The sequence below is a fragment of the Ruegeria sp. AL1 genome (assembly GCF_056540905.1).
In genome coordinates this window covers 184,913-211,771 of sequence record NZ_JBQFXP010000011.1, presented here as the reverse complement: position 1 = coordinate 211,771, position 26,859 = coordinate 184,913, and the positions used below count along the sequence as shown (strand labels likewise).

At 55.7% G+C, this 26,859-nt stretch carries 23 protein-coding genes and 2 tRNA genes; 15 read left to right on the top strand and 10 right to left on the bottom strand.

The features are described 5' to 3' along the window. Positions 1–482: 482 nt before the first annotated feature. From ACRZ9X_RS18045 to ACRZ9X_RS18030, 4 genes are all read left to right on the top strand, one after another. Positions 483–1,232, top strand: a complete 750-nt coding sequence (locus ACRZ9X_RS18045) for a 5-oxoprolinase subunit B family protein (RefSeq protein WP_480521375.1) — start codon at positions 483–485, stop codon at positions 1,230–1,232. Next, entirely contained in the window at positions 1,229–2,224 is a 996-nt protein-coding gene (locus ACRZ9X_RS18040; protein ID WP_480521373.1) for a 5-oxoprolinase subunit C family protein, read from the top strand. Before ACRZ9X_RS18045 ends, ACRZ9X_RS18040 begins: the two co-directional genes overlap by 4 nt. Positions 2,225–2,236: 12 nt before the next feature. Further along, positions 2,237–2,998, top strand: a complete 762-nt coding sequence (locus ACRZ9X_RS18035; RefSeq protein WP_480521371.1) for a LamB/YcsF family protein — start codon at positions 2,237–2,239, stop codon at positions 2,996–2,998. A gap of 120 nt (positions 2,999–3,118) precedes the next feature. Further along, entirely contained in the window at positions 3,119–4,366 is a 1,248-nt protein-coding gene (locus tag ACRZ9X_RS18030; RefSeq protein WP_480521369.1) for a hypothetical protein, read from the top strand. 57 nt (positions 4,367–4,423) lie between these two features. Here ACRZ9X_RS18030 and ACRZ9X_RS18025 read toward each other — a convergent pair whose 3' ends face one another. Next, positions 4,424–5,842, bottom strand: coding sequence for a D-alanyl-D-alanine carboxypeptidase family protein (locus ACRZ9X_RS18025; RefSeq protein WP_480521367.1), 1,419 nt, complete (start codon positions 5,840–5,842; stop codon positions 4,424–4,426). Between the two features lie 245 nt (positions 5,843–6,087). Next, complete coding sequence (locus ACRZ9X_RS18020; RefSeq protein ID WP_480521387.1) at positions 6,088–6,789, bottom strand: HAD family hydrolase; 702 nt, start codon at positions 6,787–6,789, stop codon at positions 6,088–6,090. Positions 6,790–6,881: 92 nt separating this feature from the next. Between ACRZ9X_RS18020 and clpS the strand changes: the two genes are divergently transcribed. From clpS to hemF, 4 genes are read left to right on the top strand one after another with little or no spacing between them, the layout of a single operon-like run. Further along, positions 6,882–7,223: an ATP-dependent Clp protease adapter ClpS gene (clpS, locus tag ACRZ9X_RS18015; RefSeq protein WP_480521365.1), complete on the top strand. Its 342-nt coding sequence runs from the start codon at positions 6,882–6,884 to the stop codon at positions 7,221–7,223. A 27-nt stretch (positions 7,224–7,250) separates the two neighbouring features. After that, positions 7,251–8,216, top strand: a complete 966-nt coding sequence (locus ACRZ9X_RS18010) for a class I SAM-dependent methyltransferase (RefSeq protein ID WP_480521363.1) — start codon at positions 7,251–7,253, stop codon at positions 8,214–8,216. 37 nt (positions 8,217–8,253) lie between these two features. After that, positions 8,254–9,054, top strand: a complete 801-nt coding sequence (locus ACRZ9X_RS18005) for an SDR family NAD(P)-dependent oxidoreductase (protein WP_480521361.1) — start codon at positions 8,254–8,256, stop codon at positions 9,052–9,054. Positions 9,055–9,059: 5 nt separating this feature from the next. Further along, positions 9,060–9,944 carry an oxygen-dependent coproporphyrinogen oxidase gene (gene hemF / locus ACRZ9X_RS18000; protein WP_480521359.1) on the top strand — a complete coding sequence of 295 codons (885 nt, stop codon included), beginning with the start codon at positions 9,060–9,062 and terminating at the stop codon, positions 9,942–9,944. A gap of 77 nt (positions 9,945–10,021) precedes the next feature. On the opposite strand, the gene ACRZ9X_RS17995 is transcribed toward hemF, so the two are convergent. Continuing rightward, on the bottom strand, positions 10,022–10,429 hold the full coding sequence (locus ACRZ9X_RS17995; protein WP_480521357.1) for a hypothetical protein: 408 nt from the start codon (positions 10,427–10,429) through the stop codon (positions 10,022–10,024). A 177-nt stretch (positions 10,430–10,606) separates the two neighbouring features. On the opposite strand from ACRZ9X_RS17995, the gene ACRZ9X_RS17990 reads away from it, so the two are divergent. Then, on the top strand, positions 10,607–11,119 hold the full coding sequence (locus ACRZ9X_RS17990) for a toxin-activating lysine-acyltransferase (protein WP_480521355.1): 513 nt from the start codon (positions 10,607–10,609) through the stop codon (positions 11,117–11,119). 3 nt (positions 11,120–11,122) lie between these two features. Continuing rightward, positions 11,123–12,049: a Hint domain-containing protein gene (locus tag ACRZ9X_RS17985; RefSeq protein WP_480521353.1), complete on the top strand. Its 927-nt coding sequence runs from the start codon at positions 11,123–11,125 to the stop codon at positions 12,047–12,049. Here the strand turns inward: ACRZ9X_RS17985 and modC are convergent. Genes modC through modA form a run of 3 tightly spaced genes read right to left on the bottom strand, consistent with a single transcriptional unit; the run spans position 12,046 to position 14,607 of the window. Next, a complete protein-coding gene (modC, locus tag ACRZ9X_RS17980; protein WP_480521351.1) occupies positions 12,046–13,143 on the bottom strand; it encodes a molybdenum ABC transporter ATP-binding protein in 1,098 nt (365 codons plus the stop codon). The two genes, ACRZ9X_RS17985 and modC, sit on opposite strands and share 4 nt — an antisense overlap. Continuing rightward, positions 13,140–13,832: a molybdate ABC transporter permease subunit gene (modB, locus tag ACRZ9X_RS17975; RefSeq protein ID WP_480521349.1), complete on the bottom strand. Its 693-nt coding sequence runs from the start codon at positions 13,830–13,832 to the stop codon at positions 13,140–13,142. The genes modC and modB overlap by 4 nt, the downstream gene beginning before the upstream one ends. 4 nt (positions 13,833–13,836) lie before the next feature. Beyond that, the gene (modA, locus tag ACRZ9X_RS17970) at positions 13,837–14,607 is read right to left on the bottom strand and encodes a molybdate ABC transporter substrate-binding protein (RefSeq protein ID WP_480521347.1); all 771 of its coding nucleotides are present in this window, start codon (positions 14,605–14,607) and stop codon (positions 13,837–13,839) included. Positions 14,608–14,796: 189 nt separating this feature from the next. Between modA and ACRZ9X_RS17965 the strand changes: the two genes are divergently transcribed. The 4 genes from ACRZ9X_RS17965 (at position 14,797) to ACRZ9X_RS17950 (ending at position 19,422) form a co-directional block, all read left to right on the top strand. Then, positions 14,797–16,050: an aminotransferase class V-fold PLP-dependent enzyme gene (locus ACRZ9X_RS17965; protein ID WP_480521345.1), complete on the top strand. Its 1,254-nt coding sequence runs from the start codon at positions 14,797–14,799 to the stop codon at positions 16,048–16,050. 82 nt (positions 16,051–16,132) lie between these two features. Next, positions 16,133–16,208: transfer RNA gene (locus ACRZ9X_RS17960), tRNA-Val, on the top strand. Between the two features lie 130 nt (positions 16,209–16,338). Then, positions 16,339–17,346: a tyrosine-type recombinase/integrase gene (locus tag ACRZ9X_RS17955; protein ID WP_480521343.1), complete on the top strand. Its 1,008-nt coding sequence runs from the start codon at positions 16,339–16,341 to the stop codon at positions 17,344–17,346. A gap of 564 nt (positions 17,347–17,910) precedes the next feature. After that, the gene (locus ACRZ9X_RS17950; protein ID WP_480521341.1) at positions 17,911–19,422 is read left to right on the top strand and encodes a hypothetical protein; all 1,512 of its coding nucleotides are present in this window, start codon (positions 17,911–17,913) and stop codon (positions 19,420–19,422) included. An 863-nt stretch (positions 19,423–20,285) separates the two neighbouring features. On the opposite strand, the gene ACRZ9X_RS17945 is transcribed toward ACRZ9X_RS17950, so the two are convergent. From ACRZ9X_RS17945 to ACRZ9X_RS17935, 3 genes are all read right to left on the bottom strand, one after another. Further along, a complete protein-coding gene (locus ACRZ9X_RS17945; RefSeq protein ID WP_480521339.1) occupies positions 20,286–21,476 on the bottom strand; it encodes a hypothetical protein in 1,191 nt (396 codons plus the stop codon). A 639-nt stretch (positions 21,477–22,115) separates the two neighbouring features. After that, positions 22,116–23,819, bottom strand: a complete 1,704-nt coding sequence (locus tag ACRZ9X_RS17940; protein ID WP_480521337.1) for a CHAT domain-containing protein — start codon at positions 23,817–23,819, stop codon at positions 22,116–22,118. Continuing rightward, on the bottom strand, positions 23,816–24,742 hold the full coding sequence (locus ACRZ9X_RS17935) for an HTH domain-containing protein (protein ID WP_480521335.1): 927 nt from the start codon (positions 24,740–24,742) through the stop codon (positions 23,816–23,818). Before ACRZ9X_RS17935 ends, ACRZ9X_RS17940 begins: the two co-directional genes overlap by 4 nt. A gap of 897 nt (positions 24,743–25,639) precedes the next feature. On the opposite strand from ACRZ9X_RS17935, the gene ACRZ9X_RS17930 reads away from it, so the two are divergent. Further along, positions 25,640–25,711, top strand: a tRNA-Val gene (locus ACRZ9X_RS17930). Between the two features lie 195 nt (positions 25,712–25,906). Here the strand turns inward: ACRZ9X_RS17930 and ACRZ9X_RS17925 are convergent. Then, positions 25,907–26,827, bottom strand: a complete 921-nt coding sequence (locus tag ACRZ9X_RS17925; RefSeq protein WP_480521333.1) for a LysR family transcriptional regulator — start codon at positions 26,825–26,827, stop codon at positions 25,907–25,909. Between the last annotated feature and the right edge of the window lie 32 nt (positions 26,828–26,859).

Genomic DNA, 26,859 nt, shown 5'->3' with positions numbered 1-26,859 from the left:
CCGGTCTCTCCCGAGCGTCACAACCGTCTCTCCGGCCCGTCTCCGCCGTTCCCAGCGTCCCAGCAACCGCCTCAGCAGCGCCGGTGAAGGGCGTTCTAAGTAATACGAACGTGGACCGCAAGTGGAAAATTGCATGTCGCCGAACTTTTTTGCGTTATCTGTTATTATCATTTCATTTCAATGCGATAGACCTTCATAAACTTAGAGGTATTAACCCTTACAAGGCATCATCAGTTGATCCCAAACCCTGTTCCCAGCGATGTGCCAAGGCAATACCCCTACATATAGTGAATCTGCGCCAACAACACACTAGAGGCATCCGACTCAACGGCACGGATTTGATTCATTTCCACTCAAAAAAACACGCCTCACAGCACTCCTTCCAGCATAAGCATTAAGCCACGAAGCCGCCAAAGCCTTGCGCATCGCTGACGAATGCGGTCAGGTCGGCGCAGGCAACCCTGGAATCCTACGAACCTTTCATGACGCAACCCGATACGTTTCCGCTGATGCGCACCGTTGGCTTTGACGGCCTGTTGGTCACCTTTTCCGATTCAATGACCGAACCGGCAAACCGCGCAGCAATTGCCTTTCGGGGCGCGTTTGAAGCGTTACGAATGGACGGCGTTCTGGAAACCTCAGCCTCGCTGGCGTCCGCCTATGTCCGGTTCAACCCCGCCCAGCTGTCTCATCAGGATATCGAAGAGCGGGCAACAACGCTGCTTGCCAGTCGCGACTGGTACAGCGCGCCATTGCCGACCGGGCGACGGTTCTGGCGGGTTCCGACTGTCTATGGCACCGAACTTGCGCCCCAGCTAGAGGATGCAGCGGCCGCCGCCGGTTTATCTCCGGCCGAGGCCATCGAACGTCTGGGGCAAACGCGTGTGCGCGTGCTGACAATCGGATTCGCGCCAGGGCAGCCCTATCTTGGCCCGCTGGGACCGGAGTTCAACATTCCGCGCCTGAAAGAGCTGACGCCGATGGTGCCCGAGGGGGCTCTGGTCCTGGCGATCTCACAATTCGTTTTGTTCTCGGGGCCGACACCCACCGGGTGGCGCCATGTCGGTCAAACCGCGTTTCGGTGTTTTCGGCCTGATATGGAGCAGAGCTTTGCCCTTAATCCCGGGGACGAAATGCAGTTTGTTCCCGTTTCGCGCGACGCGCTGGAAAACATCAAAGCCACCTGCACCGATGGGACGGGCGGAGCGACCTGCGAGGAGATCATGGCATGAGTCTGATCGTCCATCGCATCGGCCCGGCCTGTACCGTGCAGGATCAGGGACGCACTGGGTATCTGGATCAGGGTCTGTCGCGCTCGGGCGCGGCAGATATTCTGGCTTTGCATGAAGGCGCTGCTTTGCTGAACCAAGACCCGACCTGTGCCGCGTTGGAAATGGCAGGTATGGGGGGCGAGTTCGAGGCCACCGCCCCCACGACCATCGCGCTGACAGGCGCACCCATGCAGGCGAGTATCGATGGCGGCTCTGTCATGTGGAACGCCTCGCACCAGATGGAAATAGGGCAGAGATTGGTGATCGGCTCAGTGCTGCAGGGCAACTATGGCTATCTGCATCTGGGCGGCGGGATTGGAACCCCGGTTATGCTGGGCTCGCGCGCGGCTCACCTGACCGCCAGAATCGGACGCGCGGTTCAGGTGGGGGACACCTTGCCCGCTTTAGGTACGGGGCGCGCTGGATTGAAACTGCGCGTCGAGGATCGGTTCTCGGGGGGCCTGCTGCGGGTGGTGGCGAGTTTTCAGACCCCGCTGTTTGACGACGAAACGCTGACGCGGTTCACGCAAACGAGTTTCCACCGGGGCGCACGGACCAACCGGATGGGGATGCAATTGGACAGCGACGGTGGCGGGTTCGCCGCGCGGGGTCAGTTGAATATCATGTCCGAGGTCATCACCCCCGGCGACATACAGATGACGGGAACCGGCGCACCCTTTATCCTGCTGCCCGAATGTCAGACCACCGGGGGTTATCCGCGCATCGCGACCGTTCTGCCCTGTGACCTGCCGCGCGCGGCGCAGACCCCTGCCGGCGGTCAGGTGCGGTTCGAGTTCGTTTCGCTGGAAGAAGCTGCCGCGCTGCAGGCCGCGTTCGAGGCAGACCTTGCCCGCTTGCCCGGTCGCGTTGAGCCTCTGGTTCGAGATCCGCATGACATCCCGGACCTTCTGTCATACCAATTGATCAGCGGAATGATTTCCGCCACCGAATAAGGAGTAACACCGATGCCAAGCGTCGATCTGAATGCCGATATGGGCGAAAGCTTTGGCCCCTGGAACATGGGCGATGATGCACGCCTTCTGAACATAATCACCTCGGCCAATATCGCCTGCGGCTTTCATGCCGGAGACCCGGATGTGATGGCGAAGACGATGACCCTGGCCGCCGAAAACGGTGTAGGCATTGGCGCGCATCCGGGGTTTCCGGACTTGCAGGGTTTTGGGCGGCGCAACATGAAGGTACCACACGCATCCCTGCGCAATCTGGTCCGCTATCAGCTGGGATCGGCCATCGGTATGGCCAAAGCGGTCGGAACCGAAGTTCGGCATCTAAAGCTACACGGGGCGCTGGCCAATATGTGCTCGGTTGATATCGACATGGCGCGTGCCTGCTATCGGGGCGCGCTGGACGTGGCCCCTGACATCATAATCATGGTGCTGGCCGCCACGAAACAGGAAGAAGCCGTGCGCGATCTGGGCTGCAAATGGGTGGGCGAGATTTTTGCTGACCGCGCCTACAACGATGACGGCACACTGGTAGACCGCTCTCTGCCCGGCGCCGTGATACATGATCCTGAGGTTGCCGGACCGCGCATCGTGAACATGGTGAAAGAGGGCGCGATCATCACCGAATCCGGCAAACGGCTGGAAACTTCGATTGACACGATCTGCCTGCATGGTGATGGCCCGACGGCGGTTCAAATTGCCCGGTCCGTACGCGAAAACCTGATCGATGGCGGCATCGAGGTGACGAAATTCATCCGCTGATCATCCCGGCCTAACCTGCGCCCCCCATGTCCAGACTGTTGCCCGTGCTGGCCTTAGTGCCTAGCATGGATGCCAAGTGCATGTTTCGACAGCCACAAATCTGCGCATGGAGATGAGCCAATGTCATTCGACCTGATGTCCTATGAACCCCGGGGCGACAAGAAGAACTCGGACTTCTTCACTGAATACCTGCCGAAAATCTATGAGCGCCGCACCAGTTCAGGCATCGCAGATCAGGTCGGCGCCATGCGCGCGATAGTAATTCAGGTCGAAACCGACGCGTTGTTTGACACGCTGGTCGAGCTCTATGTAATGACGCCGTATCGACACACGGCCAGCTATCTGGGACAGACGCATAAGTTTTCGGTGCTGCATTCGCATTCCGACTACCCGGCCTTGATCGTGATGGCCCCGCTCAGCCCCGCGTTCGAGGATTTCATCCCCCGGATTAACCGAATGTACCCGTTGGCACGCGGCACTCCGCAAACGCGCTATGTGGGCGAGATTTACGGGGTCTCTGATCTGAAGGCGCTGACCGGCACGCTTGAGGATCAGAATATTCGGTTCGAATATTCTGGGGACACCGAGAACCCATTCTACACAATGGACGGGTTCCGCTTCACCACCCCTTCGGATTTCACCTGCAATCGCGTGGGATACTCGACGCTGGACTTCAATGACACCGACAGTCTGGGGTTGGGCGACAGGGTGCTGCTGAGCGACGCCGAACAGGCGCGACTGGATCAGGCCGCAGCATTTGGCGCAGACAGCAAGATCGCGCCGCTGATGCTGGGGATCGACCATCTTGCCACGCGGGTGCTGGCGGGGGAACGCGAGGATGCGATCCTCGAATTTCTGACCATGGTCCCTTATTACTTCTGGGGGGCCTACAACATCTTCGACATGAACTCGTCGACCAACGTAAACCGCAACGCCAACGTTGATGACGACAAGAAATCCCCCGCCAAAGTGTTTACGGCCAACAACACGCCCTCCTTCGTGAATTCCTTTGCCAAACTGCCGATGCCCACCGAGGATTTCGTGCGCAATTTCGGGCGTCGGCTGCATCATATGGCGGTTGAGATTCAGGATGGCGATCACGGCGCAGGCGAAAAGAACGTCGATTTCGTAGTGAATACGCTCAAAGACAAAGGCGTGCCCTTCCTGGCGCATGTTGTGGGCGAGTGCAAAGACGACCCGAACCTGAAACAGATCTTCTCAAAACACTCGAAACACACCCTTCTGATAACTGAGTATATCGAACGCTGTCACCACTATGACGGCTTTTTCACCAAGGACAATGTTGCCGCCCTGACCGCTGCTGCCGGGCAAGACGAACAGTATCAGCACGGTCACGTCTTTGATTAAAAAAGGCTGCGAGTGTCCTCGCAGCCCAAATCCAGCCAGGAGAGAATATGTCGGGTCTTATGATGGCCCGATCATGAAACACGTGACATTGCGGGCCTGCAACCTGCGACAGGCCAGATCGGCCTGTTCGCGGGTCATACCTTGAAAAGTCGCATCAAAGCCACGCGAATTCTTGTTCACCTTGCGCAGCGTGCCGTCCAGCGTTGTCATTTCGGACAGCGCGGTTTTCAGCAGAACCTTCTCGGCTTCATATCGCGTGGTGTAGCGGCCCACATTGACACCCCACAGATGCCCGCCCGAGGTTGACAGACGGGTGACGATTTCGGGTTCCGGCTCGGGCTGCGTCGCCGGACCTGTCGATGCCAGCACCAGATCGTCGGGCCGCGCGGCGGGCCGCGTGTTCTCGTCGGTTGCGGTCTGGATATTTGCTGACGCGATGGCTGCAGCGATTCCGTCTTGCAGCCGGGCGCGGTTCTTTTCGGCCGACGCGGCCACTGTACCCGCCACCTGAACCGCGCCGCCGACCCCGGGGCGCAGAACAGGACGCAGGCTGGTGGTTGGAGCGCCGACCAATCGCGCGACCTGTGCGTTCAGGCCCGCATTTCCTGCGTAAGCCGGACGGGCGGGTTTGCGGATCGGGGCGCGTGAAGGTGCGCGACGAAAGCCCATATCCAGCAACTCGGCCACTTTGGCATTGCGCGACGCGCCAGATTTGCCCCCGAAAACCGTGGCAATGATACGTTCGTCCTTGCGCTTGGCCGACGCCACAAGGTTGAAACCAGCGGCACGGGTATAACCGGTCTTGATCCCGTCCGCCCCTTTATAAGCGGCCAGCAGTCGCCGGTTGGTATTCGGAACGGTCTTGATCCCGGCATGCGTCGATTGGCGCGAGAACAGGTTGTAGTATTGCGGGTAGTCATACAGCAGGTGCCGCCCCAGCGTGGTCATATCCCGCGCTGTCGACAGATGCCCCGACTCTGTCAGGCCATGGGCGTTTTTGAACGTGGTTCGGCTCATCCCCATGGCTTTGGCGGTGCGGGTCATGCGGCGGGCAAACGCGGCCTCGGACCCGCTGATCGCGATCCCGATAGCCGTTGCGGCATCATTGGCTGATTTCACCGCGGCGGCGCGGATCAAATAGCGGAACGCAATGCGTTGCCCGGTGCGCAGACCCAGCTTGGACGGCGGCTCGGAACTTGCTTTCTTGGTGATGCGGACCTGCGTATCAAGTTCGATTTCGCCGTTTCGAACAGCCTCGAACGCGATGTAAAGTGTCATCATCTTGGTCAGCGATGCAGGATGTAGTCGGCTGTCGGCATTGCGCGAATGCAGCACCTCTCCGGTGCGTGCATCAATCACCATGGCCGCATATGGCGCAGCCAAGGTTGGAAGTGGCGCAAAAACCAGCAGCCACACAAATGGTATAAGAATAAAGCCCAATCGGGCCGGAACTGTCCGCCGAATCCGCACGATCATTGCCTCTGTCTGCCTCGCGCCGCCGGGTTTTCCCGGTCAGCAATTTATCTTTATGATGCCTTTCAGGCTAACACAGCAGTGGTCTTAAAGAAACTGAAAGCTGCGTTTTTGGGGATCACGATTTTCGAACATCCAATCCTAGATGTTGTGGCAACCGCCCCACCGCCTACCACATCAACGAAGATGGCAGAAAACAGGCGCGTGCGGATTGGGTTTTTTAGAAACTGCGGCGGATTGGCAACATCTCAGGAAAAGCGATCAACAAGCTCTGAAAGCTCTGACAAATCCCGCAGTTCAACGAATCGAGGGTTGGTTTCGGGTTTGTCGGCCTGCTCCACCTCCCAGACCAGACCATGGGGCACGTATACACCCCAACACCCGGCTTGAATCGGCGCCACCACATCCGAGCGCATCGAATTTCCGATCATCATTGACGCCTCAGGCCCGTCGCCATGTTGCGAGAAGATAGACTGATACGTGTGCGCCGATTTCTCGGACACGATCTCGACCTCGTCAAACAGTTCGCCCAGACCCGATTGCGCAAGCTTGCGTTCCTGATCGATCAGGTCGCCTTTGGTGATCAAGATCACGCGATGCGTGCGCGAGGCTGCCTCGACCGCCTCGCGCGCATGGGGCAAAAGTTCTATCGGATAAGCCAGCATCTCCTGACCGGCTTCGATCAATTGCCGGATGACACGGGCGGGCACCCGATCATTTGTCACCTCGATCGCGGTTTCGATCATCGACAGGGTAAAACCTTTGACACCATAGCCATAGTGACGAATGTTACGCTTTTCCGCGGCCAGCAACCGGCCCATCAAGTGATCCCGATCTGCGTGGTCGGCCAGCAAATCAGCGAAATAGTTCTGAGTCAGCTGGAAAAAGCGTTCGTTGTGCCATAGAGTGTCATCCGCGTCGAAACCGATTGTCGTCAGTTTTTGACCCATTTCGAATTCGTCCACTTTCTCTTTTCTCTGACGGTTTCGACGTTATATAAGCGCTCAGACAAACCGAAGCCCCAATTGAACGAATGCACGCGATGCTGGAAACCCCTTGGATGATGTCTGACAATTCGGATGACGATAGTGACTCGTCCGTTCTGGTGCAGACGCGCCCGAAAACCAAACGTCCGCCGCTGTATAAGGTTTTACTGCTGAATGACGACTATACTCCGATGGAGTTCGTCGTGCATGTGCTTGAGAGGTTTTTCGGCATGACCCACGCGCAGGCGTTCGAGATCATGCTGACCGTGCATAAGAAAGGCGTGGCCGTTGTTGGGGTCTTCAGCCACGAGATCGCGGAAACCAAGGTGGGTCAGGTCATGGATTTTGCCCGCCGTCACCAGCACCCGCTGCAATGCACCATGGAACGCGAAGAGTAAGACTTCGCCGTCCAGCCGGAAACACTCATGTCCCTTCGCCTTGACCTTGCGCTGCACAACGGCCTGACCCTTGCGCCCCTGACCTCGGTCATCGGGCCGACGCCGGATCACGATCTGTCCCCGCTGGCGGACGGATCGCAAGTGGTGCAACCATTCAAACCGTTCCACGATCACTTTCAGAAGCTGGGGTTTGAGGCCGTTCCCGATGCCGATGGTCCATGTCAGGATGCGGTCGTCTTTCTGCCCCGCGCCAAGGCGCTGGCGCGGGCATCGATCCATCAGGCGTGCACGCGCGCGGCTGGCGTGATCGTTGTTGACGGGGCCAAAACCGATGGTGTGGACAGCGTGCTGAAAGACATTCGCAATCGCGTCGCCGTCCAGGGACCGATTTCCAAGGCGCATGGCAAGATCTTCTGGTTTCAGTCCGACCCCCAAGCGTTCCTGGACTGGGCCACCCCGAGCGACGGGATGGTGGATGGGTTCCATACTGCGCCGGGCGTGTTCTCGGCGGATGGGATCGACCCCGCCTCGGCCATGTTGCACGCCGCGTTGCCGCCGAAACTCAGCGCGCGTGTTGCTGATCTGGGCGCCGGTTGGGGATACCTTTCCTCAAATGTGTTGCGCGATTCCGGTATCCAAACGCTGCATCTGGTCGAGGCCGATCATACCGCTCTGGCCTGTGCGCGCCGCAATGTTCAGGATTCCCGCGCCCAATTCCATTGGGCCGACGCGGTGACCTGGTCCGCAAGTGATCCACTGGACACCGTCATCATGAACCCACCCTTTCATACCTCTCGCAGCGCCGATCCGGCGTTGGGGCAAGGGTTCATCGCGGCCGCTGCGCGCAACCTTGGCCGGTCCGGCAGCTTGTGGATGGTTGCCAATCGCCACCTGCCCTACGAGGCAACACTGACCGAGCGCTTTTCGCAGCTGCGCGAAATCACCGGAGATAACAGGTTCAAGGTTTTTCATGCCTCTCGCCCTCGGCGCTAAGGCCGGTTAACGTGCACGGCAACTCAGGAGGATTCGCATGTCCTTTTCCATAGCGGGCAAGACCGCGATCGTTACAGGCGGCGCCAGCGGCATCGGATTGGCCATAGGGCGCCATTTCGCGGATGCAGGGGCCAATGTCGTATTTGCCGATATGGATGAAAAACGCCTGATCAATGAACTTGGCGAGCAGGCCGATGACAGCAACATCCGATATTTCGCCGGTGACCTGCGCGAAAAGCTGACGATTGCCAACCTGATTTCTGCCACGATCGATGCTTTTGATCAGGTCGACATTCTCATCAACGGCGCGCGACAGGTTATTCAATCCGACCCGCTGGATTCGGACGACGATTCCGTGCGCACGCTGCTCAATCAAAACCTGATGCCTGCCTTGCGGCTAAGTCAGGTCGTCGCCAAACGCATGATCAAACAGGCCGGCGACAACGATGACGGCCCGGCAGGGTCGATTATCAACCTTTCCTCCATCGCCGCACGCCGCACACACCCGGACCTGATGGCCTATTCGGTCTCAACCGCTGCTCTGGACCAGATGACGCGCTCGCTTGCCGTGGCGCTGGCACCAAACCGGATACGCGTAAATTCCATCGCCCTGGGATCGGTGATGAGCGCATCGTTACAATCGACCCTCAAGGAAAACCGCGACTTTCGGGACGATATCGAAAAACACACACCGCTCGCCCGGATTGCCGCACCCACCGAACTGGTCGAAACGGCCCAGTTTCTGGCCTCGGACGCGGCTGGCTTCATGACCGGACAGATCCTGACCATTGATGGCGGACGTACCCTGCTTGATCCCGTTGCAGCACCAGCCCACTGAGCCCGATGTTTGAAGCCGAAAAAACCACCGCCTCCGACTGGTTCCGCCAACTGCGCGACGGTATTATCGCCGCATTCGAAGCGCTGGAAGACAGTCATGATACTGGTCCCTTTTCCGACGCGGAACCGGGGCGGTTTCAGGTTAAGGAAACCAAGCGTCACTCGGATGATGGGTCAGATGCAGGCGGCGGACTGATGTCCGTGATGCGTGGCGGTCGGGTGTTTGAAAAGGTCGGCGTCAATGTCTCGACCGTATACGGAACACTGGGCGAAAGGGCTCAGGGTGCGATGGCCGTCCGCAAAGGCATTCCCGGCATGACCAAGGACCCCCGGTTCTGGGCCTCGGGCATCAGCCTGGTGGCTCATATGCAGAACCCGCTTGTGCCCGCCGTCCACATGAACACGCGCATGTTCTGGACACCTCATGCATGGTGGTTCGGGGGCGGGTCCGACCTGAACCCCTGCATCGAGTATGACGAGGACACCGCCCATTTCCATGCCACTCAAAAGGCGCATCTGGACCCGCACGGACCGGGTCACTATCCGCGCCTGAAAGACTGGGCCGACGAGTATTTCTATATCCCCCATCGCAAACGCGCGCGTGGGGTTGGCGGCATTTTCATGGATGACTACTGCACCGGCAACTGGCAGGCCGATTTCGCCCTGACACAGGATATTGGCCGGGCGTTCCTCCCCGCTTTTTTGCCGTTGGTCGAAAAGCGGCGGGTTCAGAGTTTTTCAGATGCCGACAAAGATACTCAGCTGATCCATCGTGGACTATATGCCGAATACAACCTGGTCTATGACCGCGGCACCAAGTTCGGGCTGGAAACAGGTCATGATCCGGACGCTGTACTGATGAGCTTGCCGCCGCTGGCAAAATGGACCTGACAAAGCGTTGCTCGATACCTTGACCGGAGATTCATCGCGTTCAGAATCGGCCGTAACCCAGAGGGCCACGCCACCTCTCAGAAACCGAAATCCAGGAAATTATCGTAGCAATAGCCCTGCGCGGCGGCTGCCGTCATGTTTTCGCCAACACGTTTAACGGTGACCGAATACCCCGGCGTCGTATCAACCCCGGGCGGCGGTGTCAGTGCGAATTTCACAGTGCGAATCTGACGCTCATATGCCTCGGTTATGTAGATCCGCTGCGTGGCTTTGGTTCTGAGCGTCCGGATCGCAAAATCCCCAATACCGCACCAATAGGCCACGGCTGCTGAAGTGCCACTTGCCGATACCTCGTAGATCCCGTCGGGCAACGGTGTCACGGTCGTGCGAAAGGCCGGCGCATTACCCACACGGAAGCCCTGCGCCTGCGCAATACCCGATACCAATACGGTGCAACCCAGAAGTGCTGCTGTAAGAAGACGCATTGTCACGCATCCTTGTTGGAGTTCAATCCCGTCCGATACTTCCCTCACAAGACAGGCAGTCCCTTTGATTTTCAAGGTTTTTCCAATAGATTTATGACCAACCAACCGCAACCGCCCCGGAAAAACCACTTTCTTTGAATGTGATCGACGCTATGATTCCCACATCAGAGGTATCGTGTGCAAACAGCGTTTCCAAAGGATTGGTTCGATCTGACCCCGGAACAATACGCGGATTTCGGTGCGTTGTTCTATCTGGCCGCGCTGACGCAAACCCACCGGTCCCGCAGTATGGCTCAGGTTTTGTATGCGTTCGAAACTCCCTTGCGGTTGGGTCAGTACCATATCTTCCGCCAAAATGGATTTCCCCGTGGTTTCGTAACCTTTGCCGGCCTCAGTCCGGATGCAGAGTACCGCTATGCGATCAAGGATGAGCCGCTGACAGATCAGGACTTCGCCAGCGGTTCGTCCTTTTGGATCATCGACCTGGTCGCGCCTTTTGGTCAGACAAGACAGATGGTGGACATCCTGAAACGCGAGATACCACATCCCCGGGTCCGCACGAACCGCCTTGCCAACGATATGGCCACAAGGCGCATTGTCGAGTGGTATCGGGACGCGGACAACCGGATTCAGATCAAGCTGTACAAGGATCGGGAATTCGCACGGCAGCTAAATCAGGAAAGGTCGTAGGCAATGGCGTCGACCATAACGATTTCCGGCGAAATCACCGGCAATGTCACCGGCGAGCCGCCAAATGTGGCAACGGGCGATCTGGACGTGACAGCGACATCTCCGGCGGGTACGTTTGTCGGAGCAAGCTGGGCAATTTCCGCTGATCCGGGCCTGGGTGTGGCCTCTATCGATCCGAATACTGGTGTCTGGACATACACGGTCGACCCAACAATTTTTGACAGTCTGGATGATGGCGAAATCGTCTCGGACACGTTCGAAGTAACGGTGACAGCCACATTCCAGAATGCAATCTTCACCTTCACGGACACCGAAACGCAGATCATCGACATCACAATTGAAGGGGTCTGTTTCACCGCAGGCACTTTGATCGAAGCCGAGCACGGCCCAACCCTGATCGAAACGCTGGATCAAGGGGATCTGGTCCACACATTCGACAACGGCCTGCAGCCTATCCGCTGGATTGAAAGCAGCCGCATGAGCGTCAGCGATCTGCAAACCAACCCCGCCTTGCGCCCGGTGCGGATAACTGCGGGAAGTCTGGGGGCCGGAACCCCTTCTCGCGATCTGGTTGTCTCGCAACAGCATCGCATTTTGATCAACGGGCCAAAAGTCGAGCTTTTGTTCGGCGTACCCGAAGCGCTGGTCGCCGCGAAACATCTGTGTTCCTGGCCCGGGGTGGCGGTTGACGCTGTGGATGGGCCGGTTGAGTATTATCATATCCTGCTGACCCGCCATGAAATCCTGACGACCGAGGATGCGCGGGCCGAAAGCCTGTTTCTGGGTGAAGAGACACTTCACACTCTGTCTTCCGAAGCTCTGCAGGAACTGGTCGAGATTTTCCCGGATCGGGTGGTGGATGAAAACAGTGGGTTTGGGGCGGCGGCCCGGCGTATCCTGCGCCAGCACGAAGCACGCGCGCTGATTTAAGATCGTGCCACGCGCCCACCGACGTCCTGAGGTGCCAGAGCCACGGTTTTAATAACTGCATGGCACGGGCTGCCGAGTTGCAGCCCCAGCGCAGCCACAGATCGTCTTGTGACCCGCGCCAGCACCACGCCCGCTGGTGTTCTGACCGACACAATCGCACCCGGACCATCCCCTGCGCGGATCGCATCGACATGGCCGGACAAGACGTTCAGCGCCGAAAGCCCCTCGGGCGGTTTGCTGGACAGGATGACCTCTTGCGCAGGAATGCGAATGCGCAGCTCTTCTCCGATGCGATGGGGGATACGGGGCAGGAACAGGCGCTCGCCTCCCGCGTCCAGTTCGGACAGACCATCATCGTGGTGCCCTGCGACCCGAACCTGCAACACCGCGCCCACGGCCCGGACACCTGCCGGAGCAACGGACGGGTCCGCCAGAACGTCGGAAGCAGGGCCGTGACGCACCACTTTGCCGTCCTGCAAGGCCACAACCGACGTGGCCAGCCGGGCAACTTCGGCTGCGGAATGGGTGACGTATAGGATCGGGACAGAGACCTCATCCCGCAGCCGCTCAAAGTATGGCAGAATTTCAGATTTGCGGGCATCGTCCAAGGCCGCCAGAGGTTCATCGGCAAGGATCAGGCGCGGGCTGGCCAGCAGGGCGCGACCAATGGCAACCCTTTGTTTCTCGCCCCCTGACAGCATCGCCGGACGTCGGTCCAACAGATGCCCGATGCCCAACATCTCGACCACGTGGTCCGGGTTTTCCCGTTCCGCACTGCGCGGCGCAAACCACCGCCCATAGGCAAGATTCTGTTTCACGGTCAAATGCGGGAACAGGCGGCCTTCCTGAAAAATATATCCCAGACGTCGGCGATGCGGCGGCAACCACGTTCTGGCCCCTGTATCAAACAGCACCCAATCATCGACAACCACGCGGCCAGCGTCGGGGCGCAGCAATCCCGCCACCGCGTTTACGATGGTTGTTTTACCCGATCCCGATCGCCCGAATAGCACGGTAACGCCTGACGGCGCATCAAAGTCCAGATTAAGCACGATGTCCGGCAATCTGTGCTGGATTTTGACCGACAGGCTCATGATCCGGCCACCCGCCGAGCGACCCTGCGGCCCACATATTCCGAAAGCAGCAGCGCCCCCATGGCAATCGCGATGGAGATGATGACCAGCCGTGTCGCCGCAGTTTCACCGCCTGGCACCTGAAGAAAGGCATAAACGGCAGAAGGCAGAGTCTGTGTTTGACCGGGTATGTTCGAGACAAAGGTGATCGTGGCCCCGAACTCTCCCATCGCTTTGGCAAAGGCCAGTATGGCCCCCGCGATGACACCCGGCAGGATCATGGGCAAGGTAACCGTGACAAACACAAAGAACCGGGACGCTCCGAGTGTGGCTCCGGCCTGCTCCAGCTTGGGATCAACCGCTTCGATCGACAGCCGGATTGCGCGGACCATCAGCGGAAAGGCCATGATCCCCGCGGCCAGTGCTGCGCCGGTCCAGCGGAAGGCAAACACAATGCCCAGCTGGGCCAACGGTCCGCCCAAAGGCCCCTGCAGGCCAAAGGTCAACAGCAAAAGATACCCGGTTACCACCGGAGGCAGGATCAGCGGTAAATGCACCAACCCGTTCAGCACCTGCCGCCCGGGAAAACGCCAGCGCGCCAGTGCGTAGGCGATGAAAATACCAAACGGCAAGGTCACCAGCGTGGCCCAGAAAGACACGCGCAAAGACAGCCTCAGCGCCTCAAGTTCCGCGGGTCCCAACCACCCCATCCAATCACCCCTCCGGCAGGGAAAATCCCTGCCTCAGAAACACCGCCCGTGCCGGATCGGATTGCAGATAGGTCAGGAAGGCCCCTGCCCCTTTTGCCGGTTCTGTCATCAAAGCAGCGGGATAAACAATCGGAGGATGCAAGGAGGTTGGAATATCGGCAACCACACTCACCTTGTCTTCGGCAATGGCGTCGGATTGGTAAACAATGCCCAAAGGAGTCGCCCCCGCCGCCACCAAGGCGAGTGCTGCCCGCACATTGTCCGCCTGCGCGATGCGATCCTGGATATCCTTCCACGCCCCAAGTTCCTGCAAGGCGGCCTTTCCATATATCCCCGCCGGGACCGCATCGACCAACGCCATCGCAAGATGTCCACCATCCAGAACAACGCGCAGATCGACGGCTTCGGTGAGTTCAAGGGGCGCTGCATTCGGAGCGCCGATCAGAACCAGCTCATTCCCCAGCAAGTCCAGGCGCGACGCGGTGTCAATTTGTCCGCCCTGTTCCAGAACATCCATCCACGCGACATTGGCCGAAATGAACAGGTCCGCGGGCGCACCTAACTGAATTTGTCGGGCCAGTACCGAAGACGCCGCGTAAGACACGACAATTTCCTGACCCGTCTCTTGCGTGTATGTTCGCGAAATCTCGTCCAGCGCGGTTTTGAGACTGGCGGCAGCAAATACCAGTACCTCATCCGCCACAGCCCGTACCGGCATCAGCAGCACAGCGCAGAAGGCAATTCCCGCAAACAGGCGACGCCAGGCGCTGATCATCTTGTGCCTCCGGTTCAAAGGGTTGCGGTTCCTTCGGGCATATCCGAGGCCGCAAGCGACAAGCAAGGCCCATTGCTGACGCATCTCTTGCGATTGCGCGGCCCGGGTCCGGCAATTTAGGTCGCAAACGGGATTGATCCCGCTATGTGAAAGGGCTGATTGTAAGGCGACATCTGACAGGACATGCCCATGCTGCACCAAATCCCCGGCCTGATCGAAACAATCCGCGCGAAGTTTTCGCATGTCGATAGTTGCCCGTTTCAAGGTCCGCGCGTGTTCTTTGAAAATGCCGGTGGCGCTCTGACGTTGAACTCGGTGGTCGAAACCTCGGCAAAGTTTGCAGCGATCCCGGACAATCAGGGCAGGGACAATATTGCCAGCCACGCGCTGGTGGACATTATCCAACAGGCCAAATTCGACTTGGCGGTCTTCATGAACGCCTCGCGCGGACAGTTCTTTGTCGGCGAAAGCGGGACCGAGTTGCTGTTTCGCATGATACGAACGGCCTGCGTAAACGCGCCCAAGGGGGGCAAAGTGATCGGCAGCTCCATTGAACACCCTGCCAGCCGTAGCGCGGCGCAACGATGGGCCGGGATTGCCGGGCTGGACTATGTCAATGTCCCGCATGACGATGACACGGGCCTTGTCACGGCCGAGGATTACCGTATGCATCTGACCCCCGACGTGGCCGTAGCGACGATTCTGCACGCATCCCCGGTCACAGGCATGGGTATGGACGTCGCCGCAATTGCCCGGGCGATCCGCGCGGTCGCACCCGATTGCTTCATCATCGTTGACGGGATTCAACACGCGGCCCACGGGCAGATGGACCTGGACAGCTACGATGTGGATGGATATGCGATCTCTCCCTACAAGGTATTTTCCCGCCACGGGTACGGTATCGCCTGGATATCCGACCGCCTGACCGCCCTGCCACATGATCAGCTGATCGACGCCCCCGCTGAAGGGTGGGAGTTCGGAACCCGCGATACCGGAGCCTATGCGACAATGTCCGATGTGGTGAGCTATTTCGACTGGCTCGGCGCCCAGGTCTCGGACGCGGATGATCGTCGCAGCCGCATTCATGCCGCAGGACAGGCCGTTCATGCCTATGAAACCCACCTGACGAACACGATGATCAACGGAATCGGCAACCTGCCCGGACTGCGCGATATGGATCACATCACGATTCTGGCAGGTTCAGACAATCCTGCCCGCGAGGGCCTGGTCTCGATCACCGTCCGCGATGTCCCGTCACCCGAAGTTGTCACGCGCCTGAACGACCAGGGTATTCGCACACACACACGCAAAGCCGACCATTACAGCGGAAATGTCCTGACACCGCTGGGGTTGACCGATTGCATTCGCATATCGCTGTGCCATTACAATACGGAACAGGAAATTGCACAACTGCTGACCGCCCTGAACGAAATGCGCGCCTGAGCATTTTTCGTCGCCTATGATGCGATAAATTACTCATCACCCTCTTGCACCCGCCCGCGGGCTTGGCTAAATGAGCCATCACGGGTGATTAGCTCAGTTGGTAGAGCGCTTCGTTTACACCGAAGATGTCGGGAGTTCGAGTCTCTCATCACCCACCATCCTTTCCCCACAATGTATCAAGGCCTTACGCGACTAGCACCTTTTGCTGTGCTGCGCATCAAACTGTGTCCGCTGCGCCTCCGCTGCACTTAGACAGAAAAGATGTCTCCAACACAGGAGATATGGGCCATGGCAACAATCGTAAAACGGCCTAGCGGAAAGTGGCAGGCGACGGTTCGTAAGGACGGGCAATCCCGATCCAAGTCCTTTCTAAAGCGTGCTGATGCGGCGAAGTGGGCGCGAGAGACGGAGTTGAGCGCGGACAGAGGATTGCTTACCCCTGCCCTCAGTGTGAGCGCATCCGAGGTGACACTTGGTGAGGTACTGCGAAAATACCGAGATATCGTCACTAGCGAGAAACGGTGTGCGGACAATGAAAGCTATGCAATAAATGGGTTCCTGCGGAAGTACTCCAAGCTAGCCAACAGGAAGATCAACAAGCTGCGATCCGCAGACTTTGTCCAATATCGGGACCAGCGCATTAAAACCATGAAGGCGGCGACTGTGGTAAGGGAACTGGGTTGGTTGCAGCACGCCCTTGATGTCGCCTGTGAGGATTGGGGGCAGAACCTGCCACAGGGGAACCCAGTCAAGTCTGTCCGGCGGCCCAAGATCGACAACCGCCGAGAGAGACGATTGCAGCAGGGAGAATGGCAGGCTTTGCTGGAAGCCGTGAACCAAGCCCGGTCTCCATTGATGAAGCCGTTGCTGACGCTGGCTTTGGCGACCGGGATGCGCCGAGGGGAATTATTGTCAATGCAATGGAAGCATGTAGACCTTGAGCGTCGAACAGTGTTCTTGCCCCAAACAAAAAATGGTCGCGCCCGTACTGTTCCACTCAGCCCAATTGCCGTTGCCGTATTGGCGGACCTGCCACGCGTAGAGGACCGTTGTTTCCCCCTGTCTGGTAACTCTGTGCGATTGTCCTTTGAACGCCTCAGGCAACGGGCAGGCGTGGTTGACCTTACATTTCATGACATTCGGCACGAGGCCGTGTCCCGCTTTGTGGAAAGTGGGTTGTCGCTGGCACAGGTCCAAATGATCAGCGGGCATCGGGATTTGCGGATGTTAATGCGTTACACCCATCTGCAGACCGATGACATCGTGGCAAAGCTGGCAGCTGTTGAACTTGCTTAAATCGACTTGATACAGTGCAGGGTGGTCATGCTCTCCCCATTGCGTCATCAAGGATCACCCTCACCCTATCCAATGAAAACAAGTGTGCTTTGTGCGTATTCGCTTGCCCGGTTGCTAACCGCTATCTCCTCAAGCACTGGGCAATGACGTTAGTCCTTCCTCTTATGAACACAAAGCCGCTAACCCTCCCTCTAGAGAACTAACAGGCGTCACACCGCACTCAATCGGGTAAAACCCCTCCCTCAGTTGAGCAAAACCCCTCCGTCAATTGAGCATACAGGTTTCGTTTGGTCAGTGTTGATCGGGTCGCTTAGACGATTTGGCCTTCCTTCACTCCAATGCGAGTGGAGTAAGTGGCAAGTAAGCATAAGCAAATAAACAAAAAATACCCCTGACCTGTAAGCAAAGGTACTGAATAGCGGGCTATTGATCCCTCTAGTTTTGCCATTGCGTGTTCACCGGGATTTTCTCCCATCCGCCCCAACGGGGCAATTCCATCTGCTCGGCATCAGTCTGAGCTTTCTCCAAGAAATGGGTCCAATGGACCAAACACAGGAGACTTTCATGTCCCACATTCGTGTTGTCGACTTGCCATGTGGCTATGGCAAATCCACAGAAATCAACCGCAGCTTCAAAAAGTCGGAGAAGTATATCGCCGTTGTCCCTTACCTAAGTGAGGTGGAACGGTTCATCAAAGGTGCCCGAGCAAGTTCCGATTTCATTCTGACACAGCCTATTTGCAACGGTGGCAACAAACGCGATCACTGCGAAAAGTTGATCCGGGCGGGTAAGTCAATCGCTTGTACTCATCAACTATTCTACCGGCTTGGAACTCTGGCAACCCAAGACACCGGGGTTGCGAGATGTACTGAGTTCGACAGCCACGGCAAACCGACCATCGAAGTCGATCACTTGCTGAGTGGATACAATCTCATCATCGACGAGGTCGTAAACCCCTTCGAGGTGGACCAGACAATCCGAAAGATTGACTTTGATGCAGTTTACCTCGGTCTTGGCATGGCAGAAGAGGAGCCTGACGGACGTATTGTTCCAACAGAAAAGTGGGATGAGCTATACCGCATAGGGGACAAGACACTTAGCCGATCACTATATGAAAAGGCCAAGTCGGGTGCACTGTATCGCATAAGCGAGAAGCTGTTCGTGCTCGCCATTCCCAAAGAACTCTTGCTCAAGCCCAAATCCGTGACGATTTACACGTACCTTTCGGAAGGATCGGTGCTGCTGCAGTACCTGCAAAAACTGCGGAAAGACCACCCCGAATGCTTCACACTGGAGGTGGTGCGTCTGGATGCAGTAGATGAGGCAGCATGGCGAGAAGATGTTGCTAACGCGCTTACGGTTCTACCCATGCCAGAGATAGCGAACCAAAAGTGGACACATTGCGCACAGCTAAAGTCGATCAAAACGCATCGGGAGTGCTCTTCGATTGGTCAGAAGCTACGCAAGTTCAAAGACAGAGAACTGTATGGAGTAAACCTCAAAACCGTTATGCTGACGTGTGCACGTGACCTGTGGCATGGGGCAGTAACAGGCCAAAAGCCAAAGGCAGGCAGGCTATCAAAGCATACACGGCTGTTCGGTCGCGCAATGAAGGAAGACGTGTACAACAAGGACACGGAGACCTTTGACGAGGAGTGGACCACAAACGGTGTCAGCTTTGTGCCCAACACTACACGCGGGACCAATGACCATATCGGGTGTACAACAGCGGTGTACCTATATGATCAACACCCCAACCCACAACTGTTGACCTTCCTACGCATGAAACGCGACAGCAAGCAGGCTCATAGGTTCTCGGATGCCTATGCGTTGACCGAACTGGTGCAGTGGCTGTTTCGGTCCGCAATACGTGTCGGTGGCTTAAACGGTACAGGACACACCCACACGCCAAGGCGTCGGGTAACCCTCTACATGCCATCCCAGAGAATGCGGAACCTACTGCTGAACTGGCTGCTTTCGGGTCAGGTCAATAGTGGACCCGTCTATGCGAAAGGCCAGAGACAGGTTGAGTTGCTTGCCCGGTTGGAGGGTCGTCAGGTGGCGGCAGCAGCGTAGTGCCGTTTGACATAGCAGGGGAACAGACGTTCCTAACTCGTGAAGAGGCCGCCCTGCGCGGCCTTTCTCGTTTCTGGACGGGTCGTCCATGCAAGTATGGACACATTGCCGAGCGGTACGTCAGCAATCGCCAATGCGTGCAGTGCAACGCTGAGAGAACGGCTGAGCGGGATCGGAGGTGCCGAGCAATCGATCCATCTTACCGTATGTTCAGGTCAGTACAAAACCGGTCAGGTCAGGTCTTGAGGGGCGACGCTAGCCCATCTCGGGCAGTCGGTTGTTCTCATGCCGCTCTAAAGCGGCATATAGAGGCCCGGTTCACGGACGGCATGACATGGGAGCGATATGGACAGTGGGAGGTGGACCACATTACCCCACTCTCGGCGGCACGTTGCTTGGAGCACCTCATCGAACTTTGCCACTACAGCAACCTGCAACCTCTTTGGAAACGAGACAACCTAGCAAAGGGCGGGGCGTAAGCCTCGTCCGCACAGGTTGGCATCTATCTTCTTTTGGGAAAGGTTGGCACAGCAACAGGACCAAGCTAGGAATACACCAAACACCGATATCAAGTTGTAACCAATTACCACACCTACGCCCAAATTCGAGGCCAGAGGCTTCAGCGTGATCCTTGAGGTAGCTCTTCTAAGTAGACCCGTATTGACACGTTTCGCGCACCGCGCGGCAGAGGATTTGAAGGTTTAACTGACCGCATATTCAGAGTTTTGACAGCTTATATGGCCGTTTTCAAAAAACGACCACATTTTCTCAGCCAAAGGGACCAAACTCAGAAGAATTGGTTGGTATGAAATAATCCCCTTTGATTATGGTAGGGTTCCGTTTTGAGCGTTCTACCACTCAAATCATTGTGGGAATTGAACATTTTTTTCTAGAACCGCGAACCAATCAACTACGAAAGGAGCTGTGTAGTCCCTGCACGCACCGTTTTGTGGCCGACATGCCCAGATCTTTGCACCGGATGCTGTTACGTCTCGCACGTGGAAAGTATGGGCATCATCGGTGCTCCCGTTACGGCGCATAGCGAAGACTCTCGGTGGTGAGTCAAAAGCGGGTTTGAATGGTATGGTGACGCTTACTGCTTTATCGCTACTCTTGGGTATAGTTACTGACCCGTATCTGTATTGCGAATTAAGATCGTTGAAAGCCCTTCGGCTCGCATTCAATAATTCTTCTCTCTGGGTATCTAACCTTAGTTCTGTTTCTGTTTTCAACGCCGAAATTTGGCCTTCTAGCTGTGCAATCCTATCCGACATCGGCGCCGCCGCAGCCTCAGGCACTACTATTTGGAATGGTTCCACAGCATAGCTTGTTATGACTGTAATTTGAGAGCGCGGGTAATAATCAGCAGGCACACCAAAAAGTTCAATCGGGCGCGACGAACGTTTGCAAATAACTGTTACTGTGCTGGCGTCAAAAGGAATACCTTCATTTTCTCCTGCACCATAGAACTGCTGCACTGGTCTACCGTCGACAGAACACGAGGTGCCGTCGGTTGTGTAGACCCCTTTGATGTATCTTTTGGCACCATCTCTCCCACGCAACGTGAAGAAAGTAAGATCGCCCGGTGCAGCAGGCCGCTTAAACCTAGCCTCCACTCCTAACCTTGCACTTTCCAAACAAAACTGAGCCGTGCGGTTAGCCTCAGCGCTTAGATCAATCAATTGCTTGAAGTAATTTTGATCGACACCATCGAACTTTTCTGCACTTAAACAAAATGCATCATAGGCCTCTTCGACACTGTTGCGCCGGTTGTTGCTTCCACCTCCGGCGTCCAGTATCTCCGGTACGAGGATGTTAGCCTTCGCTTTACTTTCCGTCGAAAGATTTTGATAGGTTCTGGATTCACTGCAGTATTCAGTGTTGAACCACGACATCGATGTAGACGACGATGATTGTACACTTATTGTTCGAAGCGCGTCGGCTGTCATCTGTGAACAAGCCTGTATGATGCTGGCCTCATCAGCAAAGCTCTCTGAAACTGCCGCAGCAAAAGCAAAAAATGTACACGCAATTGACCTAACTCTTCCCGACATCTTCAGCTCCTTATGAAATAAAATGAAAAATTCCCGAACCAGAATGTTCGTCAATCTGCTCTTGAGTCAAGAAATACGCCAATCTGACAAATGCGTAGCGGAGCGTTTACCCCTCACAAGCTGTTTTCTTGTGCTTGATCAAAAACACACGCTCCAGAAAATGCACTTTCTGTTAATATCTATTGCATCAAAATACTGTTTTGGGACAAGGCATCTCGTCAGCGTGTCACGCGCAAGGGGTTAAATTAGGCAAGCCAGATTGGATCGGTCTAAATGTATTTGTTTGAGTGGGCCCCAAGTTTGCTCTTTTTAGAGGCAACCGAACCTGCTTACAGGCCAAACCGCCGCGAACTCGAATAGAATTGCGGAGAGCGATTGGCGAACGCTCAAATTTGTTTCTCACTCTTGGTTCTACGCCCTGATTGTTTAAGTGAACGGCGATCCACTCATCCTATTGCGCACTCACGTGCGTCTCAATATCTGCCGAAGAAATTTGGATACATTGAGTTTTTCAGAACAATCGGCGATTGGTGGTAGAGTGTGGTAAGGGCAACAGGTTAGTTCATATTACTTGAACTAAGCGTTTACTGTTGCGGAGAAATTCGGTCAGAAAAGAATAGTCGGGAGCTCTTCACTTGGTCAACATGTCTGTAAGTTACCAGCTACAAAGGTGTACTTTTTGGCTTCGTTTTCCATACCCATCAACTGCAACTCATTCAGCGCCAGATCGAATGCGCGGCGATAAGGGTGACCGTGCCTTAAAGCGCGATAGAATGCCCTTGTAAAGGCAATCGCAGCGTCATCTCCAATGGCGACAGAACATCCGATCACGGCTTTTACATGGGCGCTTACCTGAGTTGCAATGCTCTCCGAATAGCAGGCGTTTAAGACGAGGCACTGAATGCTGTCGCTGAGCTTGATCAGCCCTTCGACAGCGGCGGCTGATATAGTAGCCATGTCGCCATTCTTATCCTCGAAACAAAGGAGACCTGTATCTCCGTGGCCGCTAAAATGCAGGATGTCGGGACCATTGTTCATAACTTCCATTTGAACTTGGTCGTTCCTGACCGCCCAAGCGTGCGTAACAATAACATCCTGCTTGGGCTTTTCGACGAGCCTGATTTGCTCTTTGAGATCGCGTGCTTCTTGATCAAGCCGCAGCGGATCGCCTGTGTCCTTCGGGGATGCGCACATCATTAGCACGTTTACGGTCGGCATTTTTCTCTCCTCAATTAGTCGGGTCGTCAAAGGATCGAGGTCGCCGCCGAACATATCAAGGGTGCCCTCCCTAAGGTCGTTGGCTTTCAGCTTTCCGAAAAGTGACGTGCCCTCGGCTCCGAGATATAGACGCTTTTTTAGCGTCGAGTCGGCTTCGAACAACTCAAGAGCCTTATCTTCATAGGGACCACAGTTTGAACCATATCGGGCAAAGTGTTCAGCAAGCAATTCACGGACACGAAGGCTTCCTTCAATATCGTACCAGTCCAAAGTCACACCTTCCAAGCCATCGTAGTAAACCGACTGCAAACCCTTAGCCAGTCCCTCCCGAGCCTCGACCGTCGGCAAGTATGAACCTTTTCGAATAACTTCTTGGCGCTCTTTTAGGTCAACGATCTTTTCTGCGCCAAGCTGCAGCATCTTAGCTTGAACATTGGAAGGTTCGCTGTCGAGATTGGCAAAAGGAATCCCCAAATCGTGGATGCTTAGCCCGTGGTTTTCAATCGCAGACCAGACTGAGTATTGCTTGACTACCCTGTTGTCGTGCTGACCCAAAGCCTTCACCAACTCCGCATTGGTATGCTTTGGATGGAACATGTTCTCAAAAGCTCTGTTCAGGCCGACAGTGATAAGTGCAAGCTTGAGGACCTCGTCATCGGCTGCATCAACATCGATCTTGAATCCTGTTAAGTCGAGCTTCGAAGGCGGAACAATCTGTAGTGCAGCTAGTGTCTTGATTTCCGGCTGAACCGTACCAAGAGCATCGCACTCGTCCAGCTGCCCAGCGTAAAGCTTCGCAGCTGCAGCAACTGCGGCTGCAATAATCTCAGGATCACCAACCTGTTGTTGAAGCATCCGTTCAACTGAATGCATCGAGCCTGAGCGAGTTCCCATCTGTGCTATGCAATTTAAGCACCAGCGTGTCACTTTGGCGTCCTGTCGGGCGCTAAGCAATCCATTTATAGTAAGTTCTAAACCATTGCGAATGTCAGGCGCGAAGCGACCCCCGCTTCGGTAGGTCCGAGCGATTTCTTGAAGCGCCACCTTTTTTCTTCGGTCGTCGCCGTTTTCCAACTCGAACCGGATGAATGCCGCTTTTTCAGGGGGAACGTTCTTAATAATCACTCTTCCGCAAACTCACGCGACACAATTCTGCGTAAGGTTGTTTTACTCCAAGGTTCAAAATCGTCAATGTTGTTGGGTTGAACCGAAAAATTCAGCCAACATGGGTCATTCAAAGATAGCTTCCGAGTCGTCGGTTCAAACCAGTCTGGGCATATCCATTCCAGAACAATTAGTAGTACACTTACTCCGTCATCTCCCTCTGTCTCGAAAACAAAAAGGGGCGAAGGTTTTTCAGGGTTTTCCTCCAAAAAGGATTGTGACGACAAGTCTAGATCGAGCAAGAGTACTCGAAATGCATTTTCTGTTGCCCCGTAGTCTTCTTGAGAGAACAGTGACCTGTCACTGATTGTGACCGCACCCGGAAACCCAATAGTCCTCTTGTTTGCAAAGGCCTCACGGTCGTCGCGATATCTACCTATTCGATAGGAGAGTACTTCGTCATTTCGCCTAACGAGTGAGAACGTCCAAACGGCTGCGTACTCAGAATTCCCTGACTGAGGCAAGTAGCGAATGGCTTCCTGTCGCTCAGCCTCAGCGAGCATCTCGACAATATCACAATTGCCTGCCCTATTCTGCCAATTCTCGAGAAACTTCCGGCTGATCCCGAGCGCATTATCATTCTGCAAGTCGCGGGTTCTTCTTCGCGCTGGAAAAATCTCCTTGAATTTATCGGGGATATCCGGGTCGGACATCAACTCGCTTAGAAAGAACTTTCCCGGTTCAGTCCGATAAAATAGCGATGTAGACCGGTGGTGAAGAATATCTTCGCTCAAACGTGCTTGGAGCGTTTTGTGCTGAGTTTTTCCACGCAGGTGTTCGGGAACGATCTGAGCTCGGTAAGCGGCGTTCAGTATGCCTTTCGCAGACATCGGTCTGCGGGACGCGCGAAGTACCTTTTGTGCTATATCGAGATACGAGTCCAAAACGCCTACCTTCCTAAAATCGACGATAGGTTTTTAGTTGGGCTTTCTCAAGCTGAACCATGCGGCATGCAGACTAACGTGCACGGCAAGTTAGAGCTATGATAAATCACACACAATAAAGGTGCTTTGCAAGTCCTGATTGGCTTAGACGGACGCGTCCCGCTACGCTGCTAAACGCAGCGGGACAATGGATGGGATGGCGCCACCAAGGAAACCCGCTCCGAACGACACTGCGAATTCATGAAGAGCTTCGTGGACGGACTTAGACAGGTTGATGTTGGCATTAACGTTTGACTTATTTTCCATATTGGAACTCCTTTCTTTGCTGGCACCCTTACGTAGCAAATGTTTCGAGGCGATGATTAAAACCAGAAAAAACGAAGCGAGTCCTGATAACACCAGAGGAGTTGAACCCCCCACCATCCCCAGAGACCCAAGGGTCCCCAACTGAATGACCATGGGAACATGGGCGTTCAAGAGTTCCTAGTCAAGGCGGTAACTTGCAACACTTGGCGTTGGCTTGTTAGCTAGCATTTACAGGAATGCGCGGTGATATTTGCGAATGGTTGCATTGCCAATGCTGAATAACCGTGACCACCTGCGCTATTAGAGGAGGCTAGGCTCAGTAGAGGAAATTACGGCACATTTTTTCGAGAGGGCATCTAACAACAATGTGCAGACAATTGCCCCCATACCCCCTTTTAATACCGCGATCACCGCTGCATCTCCGCTGCACATGGGCTACAGTTGTCGCTGCAATACCGGGATCAGTTCCGCACAGCACACACTCATAAGCTTGAGCTTTCCTGTAGAGTGTGAAAGGATCAAGCTACTGACAACACGAGACATCTTTTCTATAGGTGTCGGTGGCGACAGTGGAATACAACACCTTGTTGCGTGTGCGGATTAGGGTAGAGCGCTTCGTTTACACCGAAGATGTCGGGAGTTCGAGTCTCTCATCACCCACCATCCTTTCCCCACAATGTATCAAGGCCTTACGCGACGTGCACCTTTTGCCGTGCTGCGCATGAAGCTGTGTCCGCTGCACTTAGACAGAAAAGATGTCTCCAACAAAGGAGATAAGTATTTCGGCTCTGCTGAACGCTTGATGCCGTTGTCGGATATAGGTGAGACTTGGTTTGCAACCAGACTTCGAAATTTACTTCAAACGCTGACGGGTTCGATTTCGAGCGCGGAATTCAACTCTTCCTGCAGGGTGTCCGCGAAGGCCTGTGCTGCAAGGCTCAATGGGCGTTTGCGGGTTTCGATCCGCGCGTAGTTCACAGTCAGTTCGGGGCTGGACAACGGTACGACCTGGCGCCTCCGACCATCCAGATCCGGAAGACAAAGGATACCGGGCAGGATCGTGGACCAGTCGGACTCGGCAACCAGACCCAGCGTACCGTGCATACTGTCCAGCTCCATCATGTCCGCCACTTCAATCTCGTTAAGTGCAAGGTAATTCTCGATTTGGTGTCGACGTGCGTTTTCTGGGCCGGGCAGGACCAGTTTCAAAGGCGGAAGATCCCGCAGATTGATGCCGACACCGGTTTTCGGCAATTCGGTATCTGGTGCGCAGACAAGGCATTCACGGTCTTCCCCCATGGGTTTTGAACGCAACACGTCGCTTGCATGATACGAGGCCGGGACTACCGCAAAATCCAATTGCCCTTCGATCACCGCATGCGCCAGCGCCCCGGAATAGGCTTCGGAGATTGACACGCGGACCTCGGGGTACTCCGCACCAAAGCGCAACAACGTCTTGGTCAGAACCGCGCGGGTGAATGTGGGCATCAAGCCAACCTGGACGTGACCGACAACCGAACTGGACAGTGTTTTCAACCGGTCTTCGGCCTGACGGGCGACCGCCAGGACCTGAACCGCGACCTGATAGAAGGACCGCCCCGCCTCGGTCGGGGTAACTCCGGATGAGGAGCGTTCGAACAATTGCACACCGTACCGCTTTTCGATCTGGCTGACATGCATCGACAGGCCGGACTGCGTGGCGTTCACCCGCTCTGCCGCCGCCGAGAACGACCCTTGCTCAAACACCGCGGCAAAGTAGTGCAATTGTTGCAGTTTCATTCAGTCATCCACCTTTATGGCGGACGTTAACA